Origin of the sequence: Streptomyces boninensis, assembly GCF_048572725.1 — a bacterium.
GTDB classification, from domain to species: domain Bacteria; phylum Actinomycetota; class Actinomycetes; order Streptomycetales; family Streptomycetaceae; genus Streptomyces; species Streptomyces boninensis.
On the sequence record NZ_CP183837.1, the window covers coordinates 3,856,021 to 3,880,255 of the forward strand.

Below are 24,235 nucleotides of genomic sequence, written 5' to 3' on the forward strand. Positions count from 1 at the left end.
TTAAATGCCGCTGCAACTACCTCGTGGTCGTTCGTATGTCCTGGTCGCGAGACTATGGACACCGGCCGCTCAGCGCGTCCGGTCGTAAACCATGGCGATCTCGCCCAGCTCTCCGGTCTCCTGGTGGACGAGCGTCCACTTCGAAGCAGGCAGGCCGTCGTTGAACAGTCGTTGCCCTCCCCCCGCGATTTCGGGGAAGATCATGAGGTAGAGGCGGTCGAGCAGGTCTGCCGCGAGGAGCGGCTTGATGATGCTCGGGCAGCTGTTGACGAGGATGTCGCCCGCACCGGCGGCCCTGAGTTCGGTGACGATTTCGGCAGCCGGTGCGTTCACCACCCGGGTGCGCTCCCACGGTGCTTTTGCCAGGGTGGCCGAGAAGACCACCTTTTCCGTGTCCACCAGCCATTTTGCGTATCCGCGATCACGCGGATCGGCATCCTCGTCCTCGGCAACCGACGGCCAGTACCCCATAAATGCCTCGGCATTGACCCGGCCGAGTAGTGCGGTCGTAGCGCTCTCCCAGATGCGGGTGAGCTGATCCCGTGCGACCTCGCTGGTCACGTACGGGGCGAACATGCTGAAGTCACTCGGCCCACCGGGGCCGTTGAAGCGCCCGTCGAGGGTGAGGCTCATGTTCGCGGTCACCCTGCGGCCGATTGAGACGGTCATTGCGTGCTCCCTGCGTCTGCGTCGTAGGCAGGTCCACCGTCGTCGGTGAATCGCCGTTGGGCGTCGAATTCGTGCCGCTTCCCGGCGACAGCCGGGTGCGACGCATCAGCGAACGACGTCGAAGACGTTCAACTGCATGCCGTTGGCGTAAGCCTCGTGCTCGACCAGCTTCAGCTGCTGCGCGTCCTTATCGGTGGAGCTGAACAGGCGCTTGCCCGCACCCAGCAGAACCGGGAAGACCAGCAGGTGGTACCGGTCGATCAGGCCGGCGTCGGAGAGCTCCCGGTTCAGCTGGGCACTGCCGTGCATGATGACCGGACCGCCATCGGTCTCCTTCAGCGCGGCAACATCCGCCAGCGACCGCAGGATCGTCGTCTGCCCCCAGTTGTCCACCAGGTCGCCCTCGGTGAGGGTGGTGGAGATGACGTACTTCGGCTTCTCCTTGTATTCGGCGAACTCTGCCATGTCCGGCCAGACAGGGCTGAACGCCTCGTAGCTGACCCGGCCGAAGAGCAAGGCGTCGGTTTCCCGCTGCTCCCGGCCCTTGATCTCGTAGGCAGCCTCAACGAAATCAATGTCGTTGAATGTCCATCCGGCGTTGCGGTAGCCGGACTCGCCTCCCGGCGCCTCCACGACGCCGTCGAGCGAGACAAAGGCAGAACTGATCAGCTTGCGCACGGTGAGTCTCCTGTTTCGTTGATTGGCGCGTGTGTTTGCTGTGGTCGGTGCCGGCCACGGTTCCCGGTCGTCGGGCCCGCGCCCGGCCCCGCGGGTCAGGTACGGTCCCGCCGATAGCGCAGGAGCGCGACCTTGGAGTCGTAGACGGTCGCCTCGGCCAGCGTCAGCCCCGTGCGGTGCTTGAGGTGCTGGAAGATCGGCTTGCCACCTCCCAGCAGGATGGGGTGAATGTTGATCCGGTACTCGTCGATCAGGTCGTGCTCGGCCAGGGACGCAGCGAGTGCGGTGCCGCCGAACAGCACCAGATTGGTACCGGACCGCTTCAGCGCCGCGATCTGTTCGGCGAAGTCGGCGCCCAGCACCCGCGTGTTCCAGTCGGCCTTCTCCAGGGACCTGGAGACCACGATCTTGGGCTTCTCCCGCCATAGCGGCGCGAACCGCAGGTCGTGCGGGTGGGTGGAGATCTCCTCGGCGCGCGGCCAGAAGCCGGACATCATGTCCCACACCACGCGCCCGTACAGAAAGGCGTCGGCTTCTTCTGCGAGCGTGTGGGAATAAGCCGACAGCTCCTCGTCCATCACCGGCCAGTCGAACTCTCCGTTGGGCCCCTCGATGAAGCCGTCGACCGATTGACCTACGAAATGGATGAGCGTGCCGGGCGCTGCTCTGGTCATGTGTGCCCTCCAGCAGAACGCCGCCGCTTCGAGCGAAGCGCGGCGCGCGGTTTCAAGTGCCGTCCCAGGCTGCATCGCCGTGCGAGGCATGATCAACACTTAAATGGGACACCGGCGTTAACATGATTCGAAACGATCCGGGACACGCCGGTGAGGCGGCAGCCGCCCCCCGGGAGCGCCGGACTGCCGCAGCGGTCGGCGCTGCTGCGGCCGACCGTGCGCCGATCGCGGCGGCGGGGTAGCGTGTCGCATTCACAACAGCCCGGGTCACGGGGGGAGGTTGTCGTGGAATTGCGGGACATCGAGATTCTGCTTGTGCTCTCCGAAGAGCTGCACTTCGGCAGGACCGCGGAGCGGCTGCACATCACGCCGTCCCGGGTCAGCCAGTGCGTCAAGGCACAGGAGCGCCGCATAGGCGCGGCGCTGTTCGAACGGACCAGCCGCAAGGTGGAGCTCACTGCGATCGGGCGCCGGCTGATCGACGACCTGGCGCCGGTCCACAGCCAGGTGCGGGAGAGCCTGCGGCGGGCAGAGCAGGCCGCCCGGGGAACGGACGGGGTGCTGCGCCTGGGCATGATCTCTTCCAATGTGGACGACCTGCGGCCCTATTTCGACGCATTCGCCGTCGAGCGGCCCGGCATCGAGATGCAGATCCGCACCATCGGTTTCACCGACCCCTTCGCCGGGCTGCGCAGCGGAGAGCTCGATGCCGCCCTGGTGTGGCTCCCCGTTCGGGAGCCCGATCTGACAGTTGGCCCCGTAATCCACCACGAGCCGGTGATGCTCGCCGTCTCCTCGGGCCACCCGCTGGCGCGCCAGGCGTCAGTCAGCCTGGAGGACCTCGCCGATGAGGTCACCATCGACCTCGACGCGCCTGCTTACTGGCGCGAGACCATGGTGCCGCGGCACACCCCCAGCGGACGCCCCATCCAGGTCGGGCCAACCGCCTCCGACTTCATGGAGGTGCTGCTGATCATCGCCAGCGGTGAGGCAGTGTCCCAGGTGCATCACCAGGCCGCCCGCTACTTCGCCCGACCCGGCATCGCCTACATCCCCATCCACGATGCCGCACCGGTCCGGTGGGCGCTGATCTGGCGCACCAGCGCCGAGACCGACGCAATCCTGGCCCTCGCAAAGATCATCGAGCAGCTCGGACCGCTGAAACAGTAGCGGCCGCCCCCCTGGGGCCGGGCCTCTAACGGGCCACCCCACGTCGCAGTAACCGGCGCCGATCGCCCGCCACTGCGCCGCCAGGCGGCCGTCCCCCGTCGTGCGACAGCTCCTTAAGGGCGTGTACGGCCGTTGGCCCCCGGTCTCCGACCAGGGCTGGCGTCAGACGCGGATCGCGTGGCCGCTGCCCCGTACGCGCGGGGCTGGAGCGGGCGATGCCGAGGATGCTGCACAGCCGCTTCACGCCGTAGCGGCGCTGGTGGTCGGCAATGAACTGGAAGCCGTTCACCAGCGCCCCGGCGAACCGCCCGGACCCAGTTCCGCAACGGCACCGGATTCACCCCCAGATCAGCGGCGACCGACCTGATCGTCGCTTCCGGCCGCGACTCGTACAAACGCGACCGCGTCGCCTTGAACTCCGGCGGACAGCGCTTCATGTCCACGGGACATCCGTTCTCCTGGACTCAAGATCCAAGTGTCTCGGGTGTCCAAGATCCGGGGTCAAGCCCTCCTGTCGACTCACAGAACCCGGCCGCGCCCGCGCAGCCGGGCCAGCCCCGGCTGATCCAGGATCCCTGGTACCACTCAGCACGGACGGCCAACACAGTGGATCATGTGAGAGAAAGTGATCTCTGGCTGCTGTGACCAACGCCTCGAAAGCTTGTGCTCCATGAATGGTCGTGCTGCACTCAGCGAATGACTAAGACCGCCATCGTGACCGGAGCCTCCCGCGGCATCGGTCGATCCATTGCCGCGCGCCTCGCAGACGACGGCGCCAATGTCGTTGTGAACTATCAAGGCAACGCCGTCGCAGCGAACGAAGCTGTCGCCGAGATCACGGAGAGCGGCGGCCGCGCGATCGCGATTCAGGCCGACCTCGCCGTATCCGCCGACGTCGAACACCTGTTCAAGGATGCGCTGGCAGTTTTTGGCGGCATCGATATTCTGGTGAATAATGCAGCCCACTTCCTCTACGGATCGACGGCTGAATTGTCTGAGGCGGAATTCGATCGAGCGGTCGCCGTCAACATCAAAGGCACCTTTCTCGCGCTGCAGCAGGCCAGCCGGCACCTGAACGACGGCGGGCGGGTCATCAACATCTCGGGAGAGGCCACGCGCACCGCCCGGGCCAACCTGGGCGCCCTGGCAGCAACCAAGGCTGCGATCGAGCAGTTGGGTCTTGGGCTTGCCAAGGAACTAGGCCCCCGCGGAATCACGGTCAACAACGTTCTGCCAGGCATCACCGACACCGGCAAGCTCACGGTCGACGACCGGGCCGCCCTTGAGCCGATCGTCGCCTCGACCCCTCTTGGCCGACTGGGCGAACCGAGTGACATCGCCGAGATCGTCGCGTTTCTCGCCGGTGACGGTGCCCGTTGGCTCACGGGGCAGAACATCGGGGCAACCGGCGGCCTGGCGTAAAGGCCGCCCCCAACACCTACTCGTTTGCGCGACGAGGCATCCCGAATGATCGCTGCAGGCCCGCGGCACCTTGCTCGGTCAGCTGTACCGCGCGCGGGGCCGTTCCCCAGCGCACCCAGTCCAGGGCGAACAGGCGGGCCGTGAGTGCGGCGCCGAGGCCGCCGGCCAGGTGGTGGCGGTGTTCGCTCCAGTCGACGCAGTAGCGGATCGCTGGGCGGCGCGGGGGCAGCCGGTCGATGTCGATGCCCAGGCCGGCCAGGTGGGTGCGGCCGGTGGCGGTGAGTTCGTAGCGGATGTCGTGCCCGTAGGAGGCGGGCCGGTCGCGTACGGCGCCGTCGGTGCGGTGGATGCCGTCGTGACCGGTCAGCAGACCGCGCTCGAGCAGCGCGGCCATGAGGTCGGCGCCGAGCGCTCCGGCCAGGTGGTCGTAGCAAGTGCGGGCGCGGTGCAGGGCGTTGGTGCGGTTGCTCTGCTTCAGCGAGGTGACAGGGAGCGGTGGGGCGATCAGTGCCAGCGCCTCCAGGGCGGCGCTGATGTCCGGGCCGGCCAGCCGGTAGTTGCGATGACGGCCCTGCCGGGTCACCGTGACGAGCTCGCCCTCGACCAGCTTGGACAGGTGCACGCTGGCTGTGGCGGCGCTCACCCCCGCCTCGCCGGCCAGCGCGCTCGCGGGCAGGGCGCGGCCGTCGGCCAGGCACTTGAGCATCTTCGCCCGCGAGGGATCGGCGATCAGGGCCGCGGCGCGGGCGATGTCGGTCTGCTGCTTGAGCGGTTCGCCGTCCATGATCGCAGCCTACGACATCGACACTTCGTCGCACGACTAAGTGTCCGGCTTCGATGATCTCCTCATGCCCGCAACGAACCTCGCTCCGCACGCCACGCCGCCGCGGCACAGCAGCGGCCCCCGGAGCCCGAAGCTCGCCCTCGGCCCCCTGATCGCGCTCAGCCTCGGCTACTTCCTCGTCATGCTCGACGTGACGGTCGTCAATGTCGCCATCCCCGGCATCAGCGCCTCGCTCGGCACCGGCGGCACCGCGCTGCAGTGGATCGTCGACGGCTACAGCACCGTCTTCGCCGGCCTCCTGCTGCTCGGCGGCTCGCTGGCCGACCGGCTCGGCCACCGGCGGATGTTCGTGACCGGGCTCGGCGTCTTTACGGCCGCCTCGCTGGCCTGCGCCCTCGCCGGATCCGCGCCGACGCTTATCGCGGGGCGGCTGGCGCAGGGCGGCGGCGCCGCGCTGCTGGTGCCGGCGTCGCTCGGGCTGCTCCAGACGACGTATCAGGACCGTGCGCTACGGGCCCGCGCCGTCGCCGTGTGGGGCGCGGTCGCCTCGGTGGCCTTCGGCGCCGGGCCGGTGGTCGGCGGGCTGCTGATCGCCGTGGGCGGGTGGCGTTCGGTGTTCTGGCTGAACGCGCCCGTCGCCGCCGCCGCGATCGCGCTGACGCTGCGGCACCTGCCGCCCGCGGCCCGCCCGTCCCGTAACCGCCGGATGGACGTGCTCGGCCAGGTGCTCGGCACCGTCGGCCTGGTCGCGCTGGCCGGCGGCCTCAACGAGGCGGGCGCGCGCGGCTGGACGTCGCCGCTGGTGCTGTCGGCCTTCGGCCTCGGCGCCGCCGCCCTGGTCGCCTTCGCCGCCGTGGAACGCGCCCTCGAAGCCCGCGCCGCGGCCGGCGGCCGACGGGCACCGCTGCTGCCGCCGTCGCTCTTCGCCTCCGGGGCGTTCACCGCCACCGCGGCCGTCGGCCTGCTGATCAGCCTGGGCTATTACGGCATGCTCTTCCTGACCACCCTGTACTTCCAGCAGGAGCGCGGCTTCAGCGCGCCGGCGACCGGTCTGGCGCTGCTGCCGTCGGTCTGCATGGGGCTGCTGGCGGCGCCGCTGTTCAGCCGGACCTCCGCCCGCACCGGGCCTTACGTGCCGATGGCCGCGGGGCTGGTCGTGGGCACGCTCGGTTTCCTCGGCTGGCTGCTCGCCGGGGAGCACACCCCGTACCCGGTCCTGCTCTTCGCCCTGATCGCCACCGGCCTCGGCCAGACCATGACGGCGCTGGCCGCCACCGCCGCCATCATCGATACCGCCCCGGCCGCCGGCGCGGGCATCGCCACCGCGGTCTTCAACGTCTCCCGGCAGACCGGCAGCGCGGTCGGGGTGGCCCTCTTCGGCACCCTGGCCGGCACGGCGGCAGGCTTCACGGCGGGCCTGCGGCTGTCTGCCCTGATCGCCGCGGCCGCCTTCGCGACCGGCACCCTGCTCGCCCTGACCGCCGGGCGCCGCACCCGTAACTGACCACTATTCACTCCACCCAACCAACCGACGGGACTCCTCAAATGAAGAACCTGACCACCACCCCGGACCGGCAGTTGACCTCCGACGTGCTGCACTACACCGCCTTCGCCACCAACCCGGCCGGCGGCAACCTGGCCGGCGTCGTCCTCGACGCCACCGCACTCAACGACGACGCGATGGTGGCGATCGCCGCCGACCTGGGCTACTCCGAGTCCGCCTTCGTCACCCCCGGCCCCGACCCGGCCGACGGCCGCTCCTTCACCCTGCGGTTCTTCAGCCCCAAGGCCGAGGTCGGTTTCTGCGGCCACGCCACTGTCGCCACCGCGGTAGCGCTCGGCGAGCGACTCGGCACCGGCGACTTCGACTTCCACACCTCCGCCGGGCTGGTGCCCGTCAGCGTCGAGGCTGCCGATGGCGTCTTGAAGGCCACCTTGATCAGTGTCCCGCCCCGGGTCGACGACGTGGCCCCGGCGGACGTGGCGGAGGCACTGACGGCCCTCGGCTGGCAGACCGCCGAGCTCGACGCCGCCCTGCCACCGCGGATCGCCTTCGCCGGCGTGCGCCACCTGATCCTGGCGACCGCCACCCGCGAACGACTGGCCGACCTGGACTACGACTTCGACCGGCTGCTGCACCTGATGCGACGCCTCGACCTGACCACGGTGCAGCTGGTGTGGCGCGAATCGGCGGCGGTCTTCCACGTCCGCGACCCCTTCCCCGTCGGCGGCGTGGTCGAGGACGCCGCCACCGGAGCCGCGGCCGCGGCCTTCGGCGCCTACGCCCGTGAGCTCGGCCTGGCCCCTACAGCCGCGCACCTCACCCTGCATCAAGGGCACGACATGGGCCGCCCGTCACTGCTGGAGGTCGAGCTGCGTGACGGTGATCCGCGGATTCGCGTCACGGGCACGGCGGTTAGGGTCTGATTGGCACCGGCGCCGCGGACCACGCACTCGCGGGCTCCCGCACGGCCGGTGACCACTGGGGCGTCGCCGCCGCGCAGAGCACCAGGTCCGTACAGGCTCTGCTGCGTGTCCCTCCTCTCCGCCGCCACCCGCCGCGCCGAGGAGGGACACGCCCCGTTCCGTAAACTCGGCGACGGTTGGGGCCAGTTGCGGACGAGCTATCCGCTTGCCGCGCTGGCCTCCATCGCCGGTGACTACGCCAGCGCCACCACATTGCACCAGGACGGGCTGCGGCTGGCGGAAGAGCTGGGGTTCTGGGCGGACGCCGCCGACCGGATCACCGGGCTCGGCCGGGTCGCCCTCCTGACTGGCGACTTCACCCGCGCCGCCACATTGCATCGGGAGGCGAAGGATCGGGCAGCCGAGCACGGCTACGCCGCCGGCGAGATCCACGCCGAGATCGGCCTCGCCCTGGGCGCCCGACGCGAGGGCGACTTCGCCCTCGCCCAGCGACTGCTCGACGAGACGCTCACCTGGCACCGCGAGACCGAGTTCGGTCCCGGCCCCGCGCTGATCCTCGCCGAACTCGGCTTCCTCGCTGAGCAGCGGGGCGACGCCGCAGCAGCCCTCGACCTGCACCGTCAGGGACTCGCCGTCGCCCGCGAGAGCGAGGACCCCCGCGCCGCGGCCCTCGCCCAGGAGGGCCTGGCTGGTGCGCACGCCCTCGCCGGGCGGCACACACGGGCCGCCCGCCTCCTGGGCTCTGCGGCACGGGCCCGGGAATTGGCCGGTGCGCCGCTCCCACAGGCAGAGCGCGGCGACGTGGACCGCACCGAGGCCAGGGTCCGTGAGGCGCTGGGAGCGGAGAGCTTCACCGAGTTGGCCGCGGACGCCGGCGATGTGGAAGGGCCGCATGCAGACACCCGTTGACCTGGATGACGTCCGCGGCAGACTCTGCGGGTGGCTGTAGGCAGGAGTAGCTGCGGCTGACGGTCAGAAACTCCACCGGCACGGCCGGACCGTAGTCAGCCCACCGACCAGTCCGTCGGCGCTGCCGCGAACAACGGCGGCAAAGCCGGCCAGTGGGCCAGCCCACCATGATCGTTCTCAGCGTCACTGGAGGTCGAGACTCAGATTCTGCGGCTGTACGGTGTCCGACCCCGAGACCGCCGCGGCCGCGGATCGCCTGGGTGAGGCCGATAACGGCGATGGCAAGTCCGCGGCATCCGCACCACGGGCCAGGGTGCACCTATGTGGCCTGTGGGATGGCCGGGCAATGCCCCGTAATTCCTGTGCTCTCGTCGTCCCGGTTCGGGAGGCGGCGCGCCCGTTAACCTGCGGCTGGCAGCAGCCCGGTCGAGCCCGCGGGCGGATCATGGTGAGGTCCGTTGCCTGATGCGGGAACACCAGGGTCAGCACGCTCCCCGCTGTTTCGGTGGCGTGCCGCCCGCCGTCGCGGTCGGACTCACCTGGACACCGTCGCGGTCGAGGCTCGGGCTCTGACCCGGGATGCGGCCGTGTGCACGCTCCTCACCGCTCTCGCTGAGCTGGCGGAAGCCCGTACCCAAGGGCGGTTTGACGCAGCAGGGCCCTCCTGCAGAGCTCGCGCCCGGGCGCATGGAGAGCAGCGACAGGCGTGGGAACATCCTCTCCACACATCGTTGGTATGCACTATTGCCGTATCGTCCGACAATCCCCTAGGTTGATGATGACTCAACTGAGGTGATTCACATGGAAGTTGACTTTTCGAAGCCGTTTCCGCTCGGTGCCGCCTCCGATGACTTCTTGCGGAGTTTCGCTGCGGCTGTGCTTCCGCTCCGGTGGCAGTCGCTGCGCGAGGAGGTCTATCCCGCGGCGCTGCTGGAGACGGATGGGCCTCCGGGCGACGTGCCAAGTCGGGCCGCGCGCGTATTGGCCGGGCTGCAGGCGGTGCTGGGCAGCGATGAGGACAGGCGAGTCGGCTACGCCGCCGGGTGGCCGTGGGTGCCCGTACAGGCGCGGGAGGCGGAGCAGCCGGCGCAGGCGCAGGGCGCCGCTGATCCCCTCGACGTTTTCATCACCCCCCGATTGGGTGCTGAGCTGCACAAAGGCGCGCCGGCAGGTGGAGACAGCCTGCCGGTGTCCACCCTCGAACTTGTCGAGCACATGGTGGCCTGGGCCATGGAGCGCCCACCGAGCGCGCGGTTTGAGGGCCGAGCGCTGCGCAATCACTGCTACGCCAAACGTGCCGAGTCCGGGATGCTGCGCACCCTGGAGAAGTGGAGCGGTCAGGAGCAGGACGGGCCCGCACAGTCCCTCGTCGGCGTAGCGCGGATGCTGTTTGCCGAGCCGGTGTTGAGGACGTTGCCGCGGTGGTGTTGGTCACGCTGGTGGTCTCGGCGGCTGCTGCGCTCCCGGCAGGCCTGGTACGCCCGGTGGCGCCGCACCGGGCACTCAGGGAGCGTCTTCGACAAGGCCGTCGAACTGCTGCGCCGGGAGGCTGAGCGGCTGCAGGGCGCCGACGCGGCGGATGCGCTCAGGAGCCTGGAAGAACTGATGTTCCGGGCGCTACTGGCCGATCTGCACCGTGCCCGCCCAGGCAAGTTCCTTCCACGGCGCCGACGGCGACGTACCCGCCGAGTCATCCTGCTCGGCCTGCCTCCTGGCGATGCACCCGAGGCGGCGGCGGTCCACCGGCTGCTTGCCGCGTACCGCAGCAGCCTTGGCGTGCCCGGCAGTGCCTCGCTGTTGCTGACCGGTGCCGGCAGGGCTGCCGACTACGCCCAGCCGGACTGGGAGGGATGCCGCAATCTGGCCGAGGGCGCGAAGCGCCTGCAGCCGGCGTCCGTCGGCGAAGCCCCGTCGGCGCCGCTGCTGATACGGATGCCGGACCAGCAGAGCTTCTTCGCGACGGACGGGATCTACCAGACGCCCGTCCAGCCCACGTGGCCGCTGAACTGGTGGCCGGATCGCACTGAGGCGGTGATCGAGGTAGTGGCGCTGACGGTCGCGGTGTCCTTGATCGGCCCGAGCCTGTGGCAGCGGATCTTTCCGCCCGAGCCCGGTTGTCTCGACGGGAGCACGGTCACCGGGCAGGCCCATCCCGCGGTCGTGGGTCAGGGTGCGGACACTGCTGTCGGGAGTCCGCGGGAGCAGTATGACGCGGTCGTCAAGGCGATCGGGAAGCTCAACCGGCAGGCGCTGCGGGCAGAGTCGGAGTTCGGCAAGCCGGTGCGCAAGGTCGTCTACCTAGGTTCGGGTATCGACACCGACCCAGACGAAATTGTCATGAACGGAACAATTCCGGAGCTGCGCGGTATCTGGCTGGCACAGCGGCGACTGAACGCGCAGGCCGCCAAGGAATCGGGCTACCGGGTGCGGCTGTACGTTGATGTGCGGGATACCGGACGGAAGTTCAGGAACGTCGTCCGGGAGGCGAAGGAGGTCGCCGCGGAGGCGAAGCGTGGCGAGAAGCTGCAGAACAGCCGTACCGTTGCCGGTGTGATCGGCTTCCGGGAGAGCCGGGCGGTGACGAAGCGGGCCGCCCAGGTGCTCAGCGACCATCGCATCCCGGTCATCGGCACCACGGCGACCGCGGTCGCGATGCAGCAGGCGGGTGATTACTACCGTCCGATGTCGCCTGACAACGGCCGCGAGACCGCAATCGCCGCGCAGTTCGCAGACGAGGGCCGCGTCATCTCCACCGGTGGCGAGTCCTGTGACACCGCCACCCGGGCGGTAGTGGTCAGGGACCCGGGCGATCTGTACACCAACGAGCTGGCCGAGAAGTTCGTGCGCAACTTCGGACCGGGCCGGACTCAGACGGTGTTCTACCCCGGCCGGGACGGCGCTCAGGTCTCCGCCCGCGACACCGCGCTGCGGGTGTGCGATGCCCTGCGCCTGGAGCCACGCACGGTGGTCTATTGGGCGTCGCGGGTGGCTCAGTTCACCGCGTTCGTCAATGCGTACGGGCCGGCCTCGGGGTGCGCCGGCCGACCGCTGACCGTGATCGGCAGCAACGAGCTGACCAACGCCGCACTGGGCGGGCAGTTCCGCCAGTCCTGGCTGCGGCTGTATCACACGGTGCATGTGCTGCCCGACGGGCATCCGGACGAGAACGGGCAAGCCAAGGAGCTCGTCGCCGGCTACATCCGGGAGTACACCTCCCGCGATCCGTGGGTCAACGACGGGCACGTGGCGCTGGCCTACGACGCCTTGACGGTGCTGTCCTTCGCCTTGGACGGCGCATACACCAGCACCCGCGAGGCCGATTCCCAGGCGGTGAAGTCGAAGCTGGACGACGGGGTGCGCTTCGAGGGCGCCAGCGGGGCGATCGAGATCCCTGCCCACCACGGCTCCCGGCCGCCGCGCGACAAGGCCCTGGTCATACTCCATCACACCGAACGGGGGCAGAAACTGGTCCTGCACTGCGGCCGCTTCGCGCAGAAGGGCGGCACGGTCACTCGCTGGGGACCGGAGGATCAGTACCGCTGCCCCCAGGACGAGGACTGAACGAATGCCACGGGGATGCCCGCCGCCGCCTGCGCGGCGGCGGGCAGATCGCGCCGGTCGACCACCGCAATGACCGGATAGCCGCCGGTGACGGGGTGGTCGGCGAGGAAGACCAGCGGCCTCCCGTCCGGCGGTACCTGCACCGCGCCCAGCACAACGCCTTCGCTGGGCAGTTCGGCGGTGGTGCGCCGGGTCAGCGCGGGACCGTGCAGGCGCAGCCCGACCCGGTCGCCGGCCGAAACGACATATCGGGCAGTGGTCAGTGTCCGTGCCGCGGCGGGGGTGAACCAGTCCGCCCGCGGTCCCGGCGTGATCCGCAGCACCAGGTTGATCGGAGGCGCCCCGTGCGGCACTGTGTCGATGGGCGCGGGGCGGAGGGCCGGTGGTGGTCCTAGCGCGAGCGTGTCCCCGGCGGCCGGGGGCGGCGGGCCGAGGCCGGAGAGCCGGTCGGTGGCACGGCTGCCCAGCTCCGGCTCGACGTCGATGCCGCCGGCGAAGGCCACATAGGACCTGACGCCGCATGCCGCGGGGCCCGCCTCGAGCAGTGCCCCTGCGCTCACGCGGACCGCCGCGCCCCAGGGGGCCGGCCGGCCGTCGACCGTCACCGGGCACGGCGCGCCGGTGACCGCGGCCCAGACGGTGCGGTGCGGGCGCACCGCGCAGCCGTCCAGGGTGGTTTCCAACACCGCCGCCTCCGGACGGTTGCCGACCAGGCGGTTGGCGAGACGGTAGGCCGGCTGGTCCAGGGCGCCGGAGCGGGGCACGCCGAGGTGGGCGTGGCCGGGCCGGCCGGCGTCCTGCACGGTGGTCAGCGCCCCGGGCCTGACGACCTCAAGGAGCCCATGCGTCATCCGGGCACCGGTTCGAAGCAGACCCGGGTTCCCGGGGTGAGCAGGGCGGCCGGCTCGCGGTGCGGATCCCACAGCCGGATGCCGACGACGGTGCCGATGAGCTGCCAGCCGCCGGGCGAGGCGCGCGGGTAGACCCCGGTGTACGGGCCGGCGAGGCCTACCGCCCCGGTGGGCACCTGGGTGCGCGGCGTCGCCCGGCGCGGGAGCGACGGGAGGCCGGAGCCGCCGGTGAGATACGCAAACCCGGGCGCGAATCCGCAGAAGGCCACCCGCCACCGCGCGGAGCTGTGCCGTCGGGCGGCCTCGCGGGCATCTACCTGCCAGTGCCGGGCGATGTCTTCGAGGTCCGCGCCGTCGTAGCGCACCGGGATCCTCAGACATGCACCCGGCGCCTCATCGGGAGTGCGCGCGAGTGTCCAGTCGGTGAGCTGCCCGGCGAACGTGTCCGGGTCGTCCAGGCCGTCCAGCAGTACGGTGCGTTCCCCGGGCACGATCTCCTGCACCGGTGGTAGCACACCGGCAGTACGGCGGTGCAGCAACTCGGCATGCAATGCCTGTGCTTGACCATGGTCGGCGCACTCCACGAGCAGCGCGTTCGGACCGGCGGGCAGCACCCGCAGCCGCCGGGCGGCATGGCCCGTCACGTGAACGCCTCGACCCTGAGCCCAGCTGCCGCCAGCCGTTCCCGCAGCCGCCGCGCCAGCACCTCGGCACCAGGGGTGTCGCCGTGCACACATAGCGATCGCGGCCGCACCACCGGCAAGGCGGAGTCGTCATCCCGCTCGGGGGTCGCGACACCCACGGTCGCCAGGGCCACCGCGCGCTGGAGCACCGTCTCGGGATCCTGGACGACGGCACCGTCGCTGCCGCGTGGCACCAGCCGTCCCGCCGCCGTGTACGCCCGGTCCGCGAACGCCTCCGCTACCGCTGACAGCCCCGCCGCGACGGCCCGGGTGGCCAGCCGGGAGCCGGGCAAGGTCAGCACCGGCAGCTGCTCGCCGGTCAGCCGGATGCCCGCCACCACCGCAGCTGCCTGCTCGTCGTCGTCCAGGACGCGGTGGTAGAGGGCGCCGTGCGGCCTGACGTAGGAGACCCGCAACCCGGCCGCGCGCGCGAAGACCGCCAGGCCGCCGATCTGATGCGCGGTCTCGGCCGCCAGTACATCCGGCGGCACATCCATGGCCCGCCGCCCAAAACCGGCCAGATCCCGATAGGAGATCTGGGCTCCGATGCGCACGCCGCGCTCGGCCGCCAGATCACACACCCGCCGCATCGTCACGGCGTCTCCGGCGTGGTACCCGCAGGCGACATTGGCGCTGGTGACGGCGGACAGAAGGGCCTCGTCGTCCGTCAGCCGCCAGCGGCCGAACCCTTCGCCGAGATCGGCGTTCAGGTCGATCGGCGGAAGATCCTTGGCCCCGGCCACAGCAGTGAGCGCTGCCCTCACCCGAGCTCCCGGTCGCTCTCACCGGGGACGGTGGCGGCTGCTGACGTGTTCCGAACCGCGCTCATGCACACCTCACACATGGGGTAATCGGCCGCGGATGGAGCCAGGATGTCGCTTCAGGCCCACAGCCACCGTATAGGATTGTTGAACAATCCATCAATGGCTCTATGGCCGTCCAATACGCGCGCACAGGCGTCCGGTTGAGGCGGTTCGTCTGGCACAGCTTACGCTCCCGTCGGGCAGTCGACCTGATAGCCGGGCGTGGAAATGACGCGCGTGCCGCCGTCGTGCAGGGTCAGTACCGCGCGTGCCCGCCAGGCGTGCCCACATACGGTCTGCAGTGCTACCTGCCCGATGGGATCGGTCCACGCCGCGTCGGCAACTCGCGCGTCCGGCGCAACCGGCGGCTTGCGCCGGGATGACGTATCCCCGCGCCCCCGGCCGGCCTCCGGTGGTCTTCGCGTGAGAGTGCAGGCGTCCACGGCAGCCGCCGGGTGCGTGCGTCCCGGGTTCTCGCGCACCGCGCACCACCCGCACAGCCCGAGCAGCCGCCCGCCTTCGAACCGCGCCCGCACCTGCACCTCGATCCCCGCCGCACCCGGCACCGTGGGCGCCTCAGGGCGCTGCCACTCCACGAGTTTCCAGGTCGTCCCGTCGCGGCAGGCAGGCGGTTCGACCCGGTGGCCCTCGGGCGCCGTGCTGTCCCGCTGTGCTCCTCGTTCCTCCTGGTCATTCTCCTGCTCCTGTGCCGCCGTGCGGGGCGGATAGGCCTCCTCCAGGAAGCGCCACAGGCCCGGAGCAGCCACGGCCAGGAGCAGTGCGAGCGCTGTCGCGCAGCCCAGGTGACGCAGCGCTGGCCACCGGCCACGGGCCGCCTGGACAGGTCGGCTGGAGCCCCATCGCCTTTGCGGTTGGAGGCTCTCCAGCACATCGTCGTAACGGTTGTCGTGCTGCTCGTCACTGCTTTCATTCTCCATACGTCCTCCCCCGATTGCCCGGAACCGCCGCTGCCCGTGCCCCGTGCACGTCCTGCGTCGGTGCAGTTCAGCGCAGCTCGGTGCCGCGGGTTTCGGGCAGGCCGAGCAGTGTGACGAAGGCGAGGGCGTAGCCCGCAGCAGCGAAGGCCAACGCGCCGCCGACGCCCCAGCTGTCGGAGAGGAAGCCGACGACGGTCGGGAAGGCGGCGCCGATGCCGCGGCCGGTGTTGTACGTGAAGCCCTGGCCGGTGCCGCGGACTTCGGTCGGGTAGAGCTCGGCGAGGAAGGAGCCGAAGCTGGAGAAGATCGCCGACATGCAGAAGCCGAGCGGGAAGCCCAGCAGCAGGGAGACCGCGTCCCAGTCCGCCGGAACCTGGGAGTAGGCCAGGACGCAGGCGGCCGAGAGCACGGCGAAGAGTTGGATGGTGGTGCGGCGCCCCAGCCGGTCGGCGAGGTGGGCGCCGGTGATGTAGCCGCTGAAGGCGCCGGCGATCTGCACCACCAGGAAGCCGCCGACGCCGGTGACCGCCAGGCCCCGCTCGTCGGAGAGGTATTTCGGCATCCAGGTGGCCAGCGTGTAGTAGCCGCCCTGCACACCGGTCGACATCAGCGCGGCCAGCAGCGTCGTGCGCAGCAGCCCGCCCTGGAAGATCGCCGCGAACGACGCGATGGCGCTGCGGCGCCGCCCGGCGCGGCGCAGCCGCTGCTTGGCCACGGGGGCGTCGGTGACGCTGCGGCGGATGTAGAGGAGCAGCAGTGCCGGCAGCGCGCCGGTGAAGAACAAGACCCGCCAGGCCAGATCGTCGCCGACCAGGTGGAAGACGATGGTGTAGGCGAGCACGGCCAGGCCCCAGCCGATCGCCCAGGCCGACTGGATCCAGCCCAGCGTGCGCCCGCGATGCCGACTGGAGGCATACTCCGCCACCAGCACCGCTCCGACCGCCCACTCGCCGCCGAAGCCCAGTCCCTGCAACGCGCGGAAGACCAGCAGCGTTTCGAAGTTCGGCGCCAGCCCGCAGGCGACGGTGAAGACTGCGTAGACGCCCACCGTCCACATCAGTGCCTGTACCCGGCCCACGCGGTCGGCGAAGACGCCGGCCAGGGCGCCGCCCACGGCCGAGACCACCAGAGTGGTGGTTGCCAGCAGGCCGGTATGGCCGTTGTCGAGCGCGAAGTAGCTGCCGATCGCCGCCATGCCCAGCGGTAGGACGTAGAAGTCGTACGCATCCAGTCCGTAACCGCCGTACGCGCCGAAGAACGCGCGTTGACCGCGGGGACCCAGTTCGCGGAACCAGGCCATGCGGCCCGCCTCGGCTTCACTCGGTGATGCGCCCGGGGCCTTTGCCGAGGCCCCCTTGCTTGACGGGGAGGAGCTCATGCTCATGGTCGTGCACCTCTCAAGGATCTTGACGGTGCTGCGAGTTGACGCATACAGCATGAGGACTTGTGAACAATCAGACAAGAGTCTGAGCCATTGTGACCCTTACTCCGTTGGCATACGATCATCACAGGCACGGTGAAGGAGCCCCTCATGAGCCCAGGCATGGATCAACTGGCCCGAGACAAAGACCTGCTCGGGCGCTCAAGCATCACCGAGCGGGTCACCGATCTGCTGCGCACCCGCATCGGCGAGGGACACTTCAAACCGGGAGACAAACTCTCCGAGGACGAGATCTGCACCGCCCTCAGTGTCTCCCGCAACACTGTCCGGGAAGCCTTCCGTCTGCTCACCCATGAGCGCCTGCTGGTCCATGAGCTCAACCGGGGTGTCTTCGTGCGCCGTCCCAGCAGTGCGGACATCGCCGATATCTACCGGATGCGCATGCTGGTGGAGTGCGCGGTCCTGCGTTGCCTGGGCGATCCGCCCTTCGCCCTCGAAGGGCTGGCCACGGCCGCCGCCGACGGCGACAAGGCGGTGGCGGCGCAGGACTGGGCCGCGCTGGGCGCGGCGAACTTCCACTTCCACCGCGAACTGGTGGCCCTCGCCGGCATCCGCAGGATCGACGAGACGATGCGCAGCGTGCTGGCCGAGCTGCGTCTGGCCTTCCACGGCGTCGACGACCCCCGTGCCCTGCACATCCCCTACCTGGAGCTGAACCGGGCCCTTCTGGAGACCCTCCGCAGGGGTGACACGGCCTCGGCCGAACGACAGCTGCGCGATTACCTCGATGACTCGCGCACGACGATGGAGCGCGAGGCGAGCGGCGGGGAGTGACCCGGCCCGGTCGCTGCTCGAGGGACCGGGCATCAAGTATCGCGATCAGCCGCGCGTAAAGTCTGCTTCCTGCCCGACAGCCTCGCCCACCCGCACGGTCAGAGCCGACTGGGGCCCGGTGGACTCGCCCGCTGCCGAGAGCGCGAGAGCCACCGCAGCTGCCACCGCGGCCGCCAAGGCCGACACGAGGTACGCACCGCCACACCATCCCGCCAGGGCCGTGCCGCCTGCCAGTCCGAGATTGATCGCGGTGATCAGCCAGCCGGTTGCCTCGGTGATGGTGCCGACCGGCGCAAGGGACCACACACACCTCAACGTGCCGGATAACAGGGCGAGTTGCCACATCATCACCGTAGGGGTTTGTTCAACAATCCGACAAGAGGGCGGAGTGAGGCTATAGGTGCGAGCACGCTCATACCGACCAGCGGACGCGCCCGTCGGGAGCTTCGCCATCAGCCGGCCAGCCGGCCGGATGGCCCGAGGCCTCGCCCGGCGATGCACGGCTCGATCCGCCGGCCACGCAGCCATCCGCGCAGTTCGCCAAGGCCGTAGCCCTTGTCCGCGAGCAGCTCGGCCGGGCGTTGCCGTCGGGGTTCGAACCGGGACCGGATCACTGACATGCCGCGCATCGGCGGAATGAGGACCTGACGGCCATGGAGATTGGCGCCGGAGAGTGGTCGCAGATGACGGGGGCCTTCGACCCGAATCTTCCGCGATCGGTCGGATTCGGTCCAGTCAGAGGCCCCCTCTGACCACCCGGGCGCCGGCCGAGTCGATGACGCACCGCGACCGTCAGGCTCCCCATTCGCGCCGAGCCGGTCGAGGGCCACGCGGTGCAACTTGGCCCACACCCGGGCTGCGGACCAGCCCGTGAAGCGTCGATGGACCGTCTGGGCTTCCACCGCGAACCTGCCCCGCAGCCTCACCACGCCGAGCCCCGCCTGGCGTGACGAGCTGAGGCCAGCCGCGTGGCCGGGCTGGGCCGTCCGCAGGCGGTTGACCTTGGCGAGTGGGTGCTGAGTACGGGGCAGTTATCGCTGCCGTACGGCGTAGGTCAGATGCGTCACCTTCGTGGAGGGCTCGGCCGAGACCTGTTCCAGCGCCACCCGGCTGTCATCCACGCCCTCGAACAGGCGGATTCCCGAGCCGAACAGCACGGGTGCGAGCGCGATCGAGAACTCGTCGATCAGGCCGGCGTTCACGTACTCCAGGATCGTCGCACCGCCGCCCGCGACGCGGACGTCCCGGTCGCCGGCAGCCTCGCGGGCCTGGTCGAGCGCGGACTCGATGCCGTCGTTGACGAAGTGGAACGTGGTCCCGCCGGGCCGCTCCCAGGGGTCGCGCTTCTCGTGCGTCACCACGAAGACCGGGGTGTGGAACGGCGCCTCCTCCGGCCACATCTCCTCGCCCGCGTCGAACAGGCGCTTGCCCATCACGCTCGCGCCGGTCCGCTCGAACGTCTCCCGCACGATGTCGTTGTCGCGCCCTTCCTTGCCGCCTCCGCCCAGCTTCAGGTTCTCCCGGAAGAACCGCTGCGGAAAGACCCACCCCTGGAGCTCCATCCACTGCCGCCCCATCAAGTCCTCGGAGGACTCGGGCGCGATGAAACCGTCCAGCGACATCGACACACTGAAGAACACCTTGCCGGCCATCAGCCCTCAACTCCCTTCCGAACGATCTCGGTGACATGGACAGCCGGATTACCCGAACTGATCAACGTGCGCATACTGGTACTCCTGCGAGTCTCGATGGTCGCTTCCCTCGGTTTCCGGGGAACAGTCCCAGCCTCCACCGCCGACTACTGCTGATCAATGGCAGTTCGAGCAGCAACCGTTAACCCACAGCTAACCGATCGACAGGGGTCCGCTGCACGCGTAGGTGACAGATTGACCTGCCCGCCTCGGCGAGGACAAGTCGGTACGCGAGGTCGCGACAGAAGTCTTCCAGTACCTGTAGCAGGCGCCCTCGGCCTACAACCCGCGACAGCTACGCCTGCGCACATGGCTCGATGCCGCATTGTCCTCGCTCAGCGCAGCGCAGCGCTTGACGCTTCACCTCGTCCACACCCGCAGAATGACGTACCGCCAGGCCGCGGCGGAACTCGGCACAACCGACGAGGAATCAGCACGCCGGCTCCGGCAGGGACTGCAGCAGCTCAGGAAGAGCACAGCGGACGAGGAGGAGCACCATGACCGATGATCCGCACCCACACTCCCGGCTGCAGCAACTGCTCGGTGTCTGGGCCCTCGACGCCTGCTCTCCCGACGAGACGGCTGAGGTCGACGCGCACCTCGAAGGCTGCCCGAATTGCGCACGAGAAGCAGAGGAGCTGCGCGGAGCCGTACGCCTGCTGTATCCGCACATCGATCTGGAACTGCCCCCCACGCTCCGCGCGGAAGTCCTGGGAGCCTGCCTGCAGGCACGTCCGCCACAGGTCGCGGTGCCCGACTACGCACGACCCTACGACGCCGAGACCGCACGCCTGGACGGCCTGCCGGATCCGCTGGCACCTTCAGGGCGGCCGGCCGGCCGCCCTCAGGAGCGCACCGAAGCGTTGCGAAAGCAGCTGGACTCCGGCTTCCAGGCAGCCGGGACGCCCGCCTCCGGCAAGCCGGGCGGCATGCGAGACACCTGGCGACAGCACTCCTACGAACTGATCAGGACCTGCTCGTTCAGCGGCGGCGGTATAGCCGACATAGCGGTGCCCTACGGCGACGGCATCATGCTGCCTCTCCGACTGGCGCTGCTCGACCGGGCCTTCGCGACCGGATTCACGCCACCGACATCGCGGACGCCGTCGACTACCGGGCCGGGATGGCGTCGCCGCCCCTGCCGATCACCAGTCCGGGCGCCGCGGCACGCAGCGTACGGCTGGAGATCGAAGGCGACAGCGGCGGCGACTGGTACCTGCCGCTGGACGGACCCGAAGGGCCGGCCGGGCCGGCCAACTGTGTCAGCCACATCGTTCTTCCCGAAATAGAATTCTGCCGACTTGCCGCCGGTCACCTCGCGCCCCGCCACGCCGTCACAGGCCAGCGCGGCGACCAGACAGTGGTTACCGAACTCCTCTACGCGATGGCCTCCATGAGCCGCATGTGACCCAGCACGATGCCGCCCGGACCGCCACCTGTACGGCGGCGACAAGGGTGGACTGGCTATCGCTGTCATGCGCCTTGGCGGACAGGGGCTGCGTCAAGGTTGGAGCCCCGTGCCGCCGTCTGGCGAGGGCACGGGTCATGGCCGAGCAGTCCTTCAGTTAGAGCAGGCCGCCGCCGAGCAGCCCCCCGTCCTCGTGCCGGCCATGGGACCAGGCCAACTGCGGGACGCATTCGTCTCCCATCTCGATCTCAGAGGCTGGACAGGGAGCCTGCGCGGCGGTGGCGGACGCGACCGGCATGGCCAGCGCAGTCAGGATGGTGCCGGCCGCGACGACGGCGGCCCGGTTCTTCCAGGAACGGTTCAGGTTCATGGCCCGCAGAGTGCCGAGCCGATATCGGGAAATTGCACATATAGGACCACCTGAGCTACTCCCTCGCGGGTTCCGGACAGTTGCCCGCACTCGCAAGGCTGCGACGGAGCCAGAGGACCCGCCAGGCTTGTGCGGGATCCGCCATCAGCGTCACTCTGGCCGCATGCACCACCCTGGCGGATGCGCTGAACGTGAGGTGTCGGGAGGGGCGGCTGCAGTGCGTTCTCGCGCCGTTGGGACGTGCCGGTTCGCCCATCACTGGCGAGCGAGGTTGAAGCGCGCCAGGGCGCTGGAGAGCGCGATGAGTGGAACCGGGTAGTCGTACTGACGGCGTTCTGGTGGCGGGAGAGTCCACGGCTCGTGGATGGCCGGTCCGGCGAGGCCGGCCAGTTCTGGCACCCACCGGCGTACGTAGTCGCCTTTTGCGTCGTGCCGCTTGGCCTGCACAACGGGGTTCAGGATGCGGTTGGGGCGGGTGTCTGTCCCGGTGCCGGCCGCCCACTGCCAGTTGAGTTGGTTGTTGGCTACGTCGCCGTCGACCAGGAGGTCCAGAAAGTGCCGGGCGCCGACGCGCCAGTCCAGATACAGGGTCTTGGTGAAGAAGCTGGCGGCGAGCATGCGGGCCCGCCCGGGTAGCCAGCCCTCGTGCCGCAGCTGGCGCATCGTGGCGTCGATCACCGGGTATCCGGTGCGGCCGTCGCGCCAGGCCTGGGTCTCGTGCTCGTCGCGGCGCCATTGGTCGTGCTGGGTGCGATAGTCGGCCCATGCCGTGTGCGGGCGGGCGGGCGGCGAGGACTTGGTGGTAGAAGTCCCGCCAGGCCAGCTGTCGTACGACGGTCTCGGCGCCTGGCCCGCCGAGTGTCCGGGCCCGGTGCACCAGCTCGGTCGCGGAGAGGGTGCCGAAGTGCAGATGCGGGGAAAACCGCGAGGTGCCGTCGGCCGCGAGCTCGGAATGGCGGTACGCGTAGTGGGACATGTCATGGTGTATCCAGTACGTCAGCCGGTGTCGTCCTTCGCGTTCGCCGCCCCGTGCCAGGCCCGGAGATACCCCTGTCACCTCGGCGCGTACGGGTAGCCGCTCGGAGCCGAGATGCGCCGGCACGCGCACGTTGCGCGGGGCGGCCACGACCGTCCGGGGCGTTGCCTGCTGCCAGGACTGGAAGTAGGGGGTGAAGACCGCGACGTGGTCGCCGCCCCGTGGCACGAGGGTGCCCGGCGGCTGCACGGTGACCACGGCGTCGTGGACGTGCAGTGCGCACCCCTGGGCGGCCAGGGCGGTACGCAGCCGCTCTTCGCGTCGGAGCGCGTATGCGGAGGCGCCGGCGGCCAGGTGCACCTGGCGTGCCCCGCTCTGGCGGACGAGCTCGCAGACCTCGTCGACCACGGGTCCGGAGCGCAGCAGCAGCCGACCGCTGCGGGCCCGCAGCGCGGTGTCGAGGTCGGCCAGGCTATCGGCAAGGAAGGCGCGGCGGTTGGGTGCGGCGAAGCCGGCATCGGGAATGCCCTCGTCCAGGACGAAGAGCGGCACGACTTCCGGGGCGGCTCGGACAGCGGCGGTCAGCACCGGGTTGTCATGCAGGCGCAGGTCGGAGGTGAACAGGCAGACGGCGGGCGGAGTGGAGACAGGCATGGCCTCGCTCCTAGGCGGGGAAGGGCATGAGGCCGAGCGGGTCGGTCGTGGGCTGGGGGGATCCGCCTGCCGGTTCGACGGTGACGCCCATGCCGGCTGCCTTGCCCACGGCGCCGTCCATGAGCGTCGCGCTGGTGCCGGGGTGCGGCAGCAGGCCGGCGGGGCGCATCTCGCCGCCGCCGTCGTCGAACCAGAGCTGATACACCTTCCCGGCCGGCAGCTCGGGCAGACTTGAGGCGAGGAAGGCGGCGCGGTCCCGGTCGTGAGAGATCACGACGGTGCCCTTCGCGTCGTCGCCGAGCTTTCCGCTGACCGTTCTGGCGTCGGGTGCGGCGAGGACCGCCGCCAGGTCGGCGGCCTGTTGCTCGGCCTGCCGGGCTTGGTCGCGGGCGTCTTCGGCCGACCGGTGCTGCCACACCGCGATGCCGCCGAGGGCCACGGCTGCCGCCACGCACGCGGCCAGTGCCAGCCGGGGCAGCGAGCGCGCCCAGGCCCGTACGCGGCCGGCGGCCGGTACGTGCGGGGGTTCCTGGCGCACGGTGGTGATGCGCCGCAGCACCTGTTCCCGCATCTGTGCGGAGGACGGTTCGGCCACGGCCAGGCCCAGCCGGGCGGTGGTGGCGGCCAGTTCGCGTACCTCCTGGGCACAGGCCGGGCAGTTGGCCAGGTGCCGTTCGAACTCGGCGCGCTCACCGGGCTGCAGCGCGTGCAGGACGTAGGCGCCGGTGGCGGTGTGCAGGTCGGCGGCGGTCACGCGGTCACCCCCAGGCAGTCGCGCAGCCGGATCAGTCCGTCGCGCAGCCGGGTCTTCACGGTGCCCAGGGGCATGGACAGCAGCTGGGCGACCTCGCGGTAGGTCAGCCCCCGGTAGTAGGCGAGGGTGACCGCCTCGCGCTGCAGCTTGGTCAGCGCGCCCAGGCAGCGGCGCACCCGCTGCTGCTCCAGCCGCGTCTCGACCTGCTCGGTGACCTGGTCGTACGCCGGCAGCTGGTCGAGCAGCGCCGCCTTGTGCTCACGTTCCGCGCTGGCCTGTACGGAGCGCACCCGATCCACGGCCCTGCGGTGCGCCATGGTCAGCACCCAGGTCATGGCGCTGCCCTTGTCGGGCCGGAAGCGGGCCGCGGTCCGCCAGACCTCGACCAGCACCTCCTGGGTGACCTCCTCCGACTGTTCCGGATTCCGCAGCACGCTGCGCACCAGGCCGAGCACCGGACCGCTCACCTGGTCGTACACGGCGGCGAACGCATCCTGATCACCGCGGGCCACCTCGGTCAGCAGGTCACCCAGGTCCAGGGCCGGAGGGACGGGCGGTGTGGGGCGGGGGTCTTCCGCCGGCCTCATAGAACTCCCTC

At 70.1% G+C, this 24,235-nt stretch carries 24 protein-coding genes and 1 pseudogene; 9 read left to right on the plus strand and 16 right to left on the minus strand.

All coding sequences use genetic code 11. The annotated features are described in order from the left end of the window. Positions 1-69: 69 nt before the first annotated feature. The 3 genes from ACNNMR_RS17445 to ACNNMR_RS17455 form a co-directional block, all read right to left on the minus strand. Positions 70-669 (minus strand): dihydrofolate reductase family protein, encoded by a 600-nt coding sequence (locus tag ACNNMR_RS17445; RefSeq protein ID WP_419995541.1) that lies wholly within the window; start codon positions 667-669, stop codon positions 70-72. A gap of 105 nt (positions 670-774) precedes the next feature. Then, complete coding sequence (locus ACNNMR_RS17450) at positions 775-1,347, minus strand: dihydrofolate reductase family protein (RefSeq protein ID WP_419995542.1); 573 nt, start codon at positions 1,345-1,347, stop codon at positions 775-777. Positions 1,348-1,442: 95 nt separating this feature from the next. Next, positions 1,443-2,021: a dihydrofolate reductase family protein gene (locus ACNNMR_RS17455; RefSeq protein ID WP_419995543.1), complete on the minus strand. Its 579-nt coding sequence runs from the start codon at positions 2,019-2,021 to the stop codon at positions 1,443-1,445. 285 nt (positions 2,022-2,306) lie between these two features. Here ACNNMR_RS17455 and ACNNMR_RS17460 point away from each other — a divergent pair, with 285 nt between their 5' ends. Beyond that, the gene (locus tag ACNNMR_RS17460) at positions 2,307-3,191 is read left to right on the plus strand and encodes a LysR family transcriptional regulator (protein ID WP_419995544.1); all 885 of its coding nucleotides are present in this window, start codon (positions 2,307-2,309) and stop codon (positions 3,189-3,191) included. A gap of 113 nt (positions 3,192-3,304) precedes the next feature. On the opposite strand, the gene ACNNMR_RS17465 is transcribed toward ACNNMR_RS17460, so the two are convergent. Next, positions 3,305-3,628 (minus strand): transposase, encoded by a 324-nt coding sequence (locus ACNNMR_RS17465; RefSeq protein WP_420000392.1) that lies wholly within the window; start codon positions 3,626-3,628, stop codon positions 3,305-3,307. Between the two features lie 259 nt (positions 3,629-3,887). On the opposite strand from ACNNMR_RS17465, the gene ACNNMR_RS17470 reads away from it, so the two are divergent. Beyond that, positions 3,888-4,613 (plus strand): SDR family oxidoreductase, encoded by a 726-nt coding sequence (locus tag ACNNMR_RS17470; protein ID WP_419995545.1) that lies wholly within the window; start codon positions 3,888-3,890, stop codon positions 4,611-4,613. Positions 4,614-4,629: 16 nt separating this feature from the next. Here the strand turns inward: ACNNMR_RS17470 and ACNNMR_RS17475 are convergent, their stop codons facing one another. Continuing rightward, positions 4,630-5,397 carry an ArsR/SmtB family transcription factor gene (locus ACNNMR_RS17475; RefSeq protein WP_419995546.1) on the minus strand — a complete coding sequence of 256 codons (768 nt, stop codon included), beginning with the start codon at positions 5,395-5,397 and terminating at the stop codon, positions 4,630-4,632. Between the two features lie 64 nt (positions 5,398-5,461). On the opposite strand from ACNNMR_RS17475, the gene ACNNMR_RS17480 reads away from it, so the two are divergent. The 4 genes from ACNNMR_RS17480 to ACNNMR_RS17495 all read left to right on the plus strand — a co-directional run bounded on the left by ACNNMR_RS17480 (position 5,462) and on the right by ACNNMR_RS17495 (position 12,294). After that, positions 5,462-6,901, plus strand: coding sequence for an MFS transporter (locus ACNNMR_RS17480; protein ID WP_419995547.1), 1,440 nt, complete (start codon positions 5,462-5,464; stop codon positions 6,899-6,901). A 41-nt stretch (positions 6,902-6,942) separates the two neighbouring features. Further along, positions 6,943-7,824: a PhzF family phenazine biosynthesis protein gene (locus tag ACNNMR_RS17485; protein WP_419995548.1), complete on the plus strand. Its 882-nt coding sequence runs from the start codon at positions 6,943-6,945 to the stop codon at positions 7,822-7,824. Between the two features lie 105 nt (positions 7,825-7,929). After that, the gene (locus ACNNMR_RS17490; RefSeq protein WP_419995549.1) at positions 7,930-8,733 is read left to right on the plus strand and encodes a tetratricopeptide repeat protein; all 804 of its coding nucleotides are present in this window, start codon (positions 7,930-7,932) and stop codon (positions 8,731-8,733) included. 801 nt (positions 8,734-9,534) lie between these two features. Next, positions 9,535-12,294: a hypothetical protein gene (locus ACNNMR_RS17495; RefSeq protein WP_419995550.1), complete on the plus strand. Its 2,760-nt coding sequence runs from the start codon at positions 9,535-9,537 to the stop codon at positions 12,292-12,294. Here ACNNMR_RS17495 and ACNNMR_RS17500 read toward each other — a convergent pair. The 5 genes from ACNNMR_RS17500 to ACNNMR_RS17520 form a co-directional block, all read right to left on the minus strand. Beyond that, a complete protein-coding gene (locus ACNNMR_RS17500; protein WP_419995551.1) occupies positions 12,264-13,145 on the minus strand; it encodes a biotin-dependent carboxyltransferase family protein in 882 nt (293 codons plus the stop codon). The genes ACNNMR_RS17495 and ACNNMR_RS17500 overlap by 31 nt on opposite strands. After that, positions 13,142-13,765 (minus strand): 5-oxoprolinase subunit B family protein, encoded by a 624-nt coding sequence (locus tag ACNNMR_RS17505; RefSeq protein ID WP_420000393.1) that lies wholly within the window; start codon positions 13,763-13,765, stop codon positions 13,142-13,144. The genes ACNNMR_RS17500 and ACNNMR_RS17505 overlap by 4 nt, the downstream gene beginning before the upstream one ends. Positions 13,766-13,785: 20 nt before the next feature. Next, positions 13,786-14,592 carry a LamB/YcsF family protein gene (locus tag ACNNMR_RS17510; RefSeq protein WP_419995552.1) on the minus strand — a complete coding sequence of 269 codons (807 nt, stop codon included), beginning with the start codon at positions 14,590-14,592 and terminating at the stop codon, positions 13,786-13,788. Positions 14,593-14,816: 224 nt separating this feature from the next. Further along, positions 14,817-15,569, minus strand: a complete 753-nt coding sequence (locus ACNNMR_RS17515; protein WP_419995553.1) for a hypothetical protein — start codon at positions 15,567-15,569, stop codon at positions 14,817-14,819. 67 nt (positions 15,570-15,636) lie between these two features. Continuing rightward, positions 15,637-16,947 carry an MFS transporter gene (locus ACNNMR_RS17520; RefSeq protein ID WP_420000394.1) on the minus strand — a complete coding sequence of 437 codons (1,311 nt, stop codon included), beginning with the start codon at positions 16,945-16,947 and terminating at the stop codon, positions 15,637-15,639. 153 nt (positions 16,948-17,100) lie between these two features. Here ACNNMR_RS17520 and ACNNMR_RS17525 point away from each other — a divergent pair, with 153 nt between their 5' ends. Further along, positions 17,101-17,784, plus strand: coding sequence for a GntR family transcriptional regulator (locus ACNNMR_RS17525; protein ID WP_419995554.1), 684 nt, complete (start codon positions 17,101-17,103; stop codon positions 17,782-17,784). Positions 17,785-17,829: 45 nt separating this feature from the next. Here ACNNMR_RS17525 and ACNNMR_RS17530 read toward each other — a convergent pair whose 3' ends face one another. Both ACNNMR_RS17530 and ACNNMR_RS17535 read right to left on the minus strand, forming a co-directional pair. Then, positions 17,830-18,132: a hypothetical protein gene (locus ACNNMR_RS17530; protein ID WP_419995555.1), complete on the minus strand. Its 303-nt coding sequence runs from the start codon at positions 18,130-18,132 to the stop codon at positions 17,830-17,832. A gap of 683 nt (positions 18,133-18,815) precedes the next feature. Further along, on the minus strand, positions 18,816-19,436 hold the full coding sequence (locus ACNNMR_RS17535; RefSeq protein ID WP_419995556.1) for a dihydrofolate reductase family protein: 621 nt from the start codon (positions 19,434-19,436) through the stop codon (positions 18,816-18,818). Positions 19,437-19,800: 364 nt separating this feature from the next. On the opposite strand from ACNNMR_RS17535, the gene ACNNMR_RS17540 reads away from it, so the two are divergent. Beyond that, complete coding sequence (locus tag ACNNMR_RS17540) at positions 19,801-19,983, plus strand: hypothetical protein (protein WP_419995557.1); 183 nt, start codon at positions 19,801-19,803, stop codon at positions 19,981-19,983. Then, positions 19,973-20,764, plus strand: a complete 792-nt coding sequence (locus tag ACNNMR_RS17545) for an anti-sigma factor family protein (protein ID WP_419995558.1) — start codon at positions 19,973-19,975, stop codon at positions 20,762-20,764. The genes ACNNMR_RS17540 and ACNNMR_RS17545 overlap by 11 nt, the downstream gene beginning before the upstream one ends. Before the next feature lie 276 nt (positions 20,765-21,040). Here the strand turns inward: ACNNMR_RS17545 and ACNNMR_RS17550 are convergent, their stop codons facing one another. The 4 genes and pseudogenes from ACNNMR_RS17550 to ACNNMR_RS17565 form a co-directional block, all read right to left on the minus strand. Beyond that, the gene (locus ACNNMR_RS17550; RefSeq protein ID WP_419995559.1) at positions 21,041-21,253 is read right to left on the minus strand and encodes a hypothetical protein; all 213 of its coding nucleotides are present in this window, start codon (positions 21,251-21,253) and stop codon (positions 21,041-21,043) included. Between the two features lie 255 nt (positions 21,254-21,508). Further along, a pseudogene (locus ACNNMR_RS17555) lies at positions 21,509-22,883 on the minus strand (cryptochrome/photolyase family protein). Between the two features lie 10 nt (positions 22,884-22,893). Beyond that, a complete protein-coding gene (locus tag ACNNMR_RS17560; protein WP_419995560.1) occupies positions 22,894-23,637 on the minus strand; it encodes an anti-sigma factor in 744 nt (247 codons plus the stop codon). Next, complete coding sequence (locus ACNNMR_RS17565; RefSeq protein WP_419995561.1) at positions 23,634-24,224, minus strand: sigma-70 family RNA polymerase sigma factor; 591 nt, start codon at positions 24,222-24,224, stop codon at positions 23,634-23,636. Before ACNNMR_RS17565 ends, ACNNMR_RS17560 begins: the two co-directional genes overlap by 4 nt. Between the last annotated feature and the right edge of the window lie 11 nt (positions 24,225-24,235).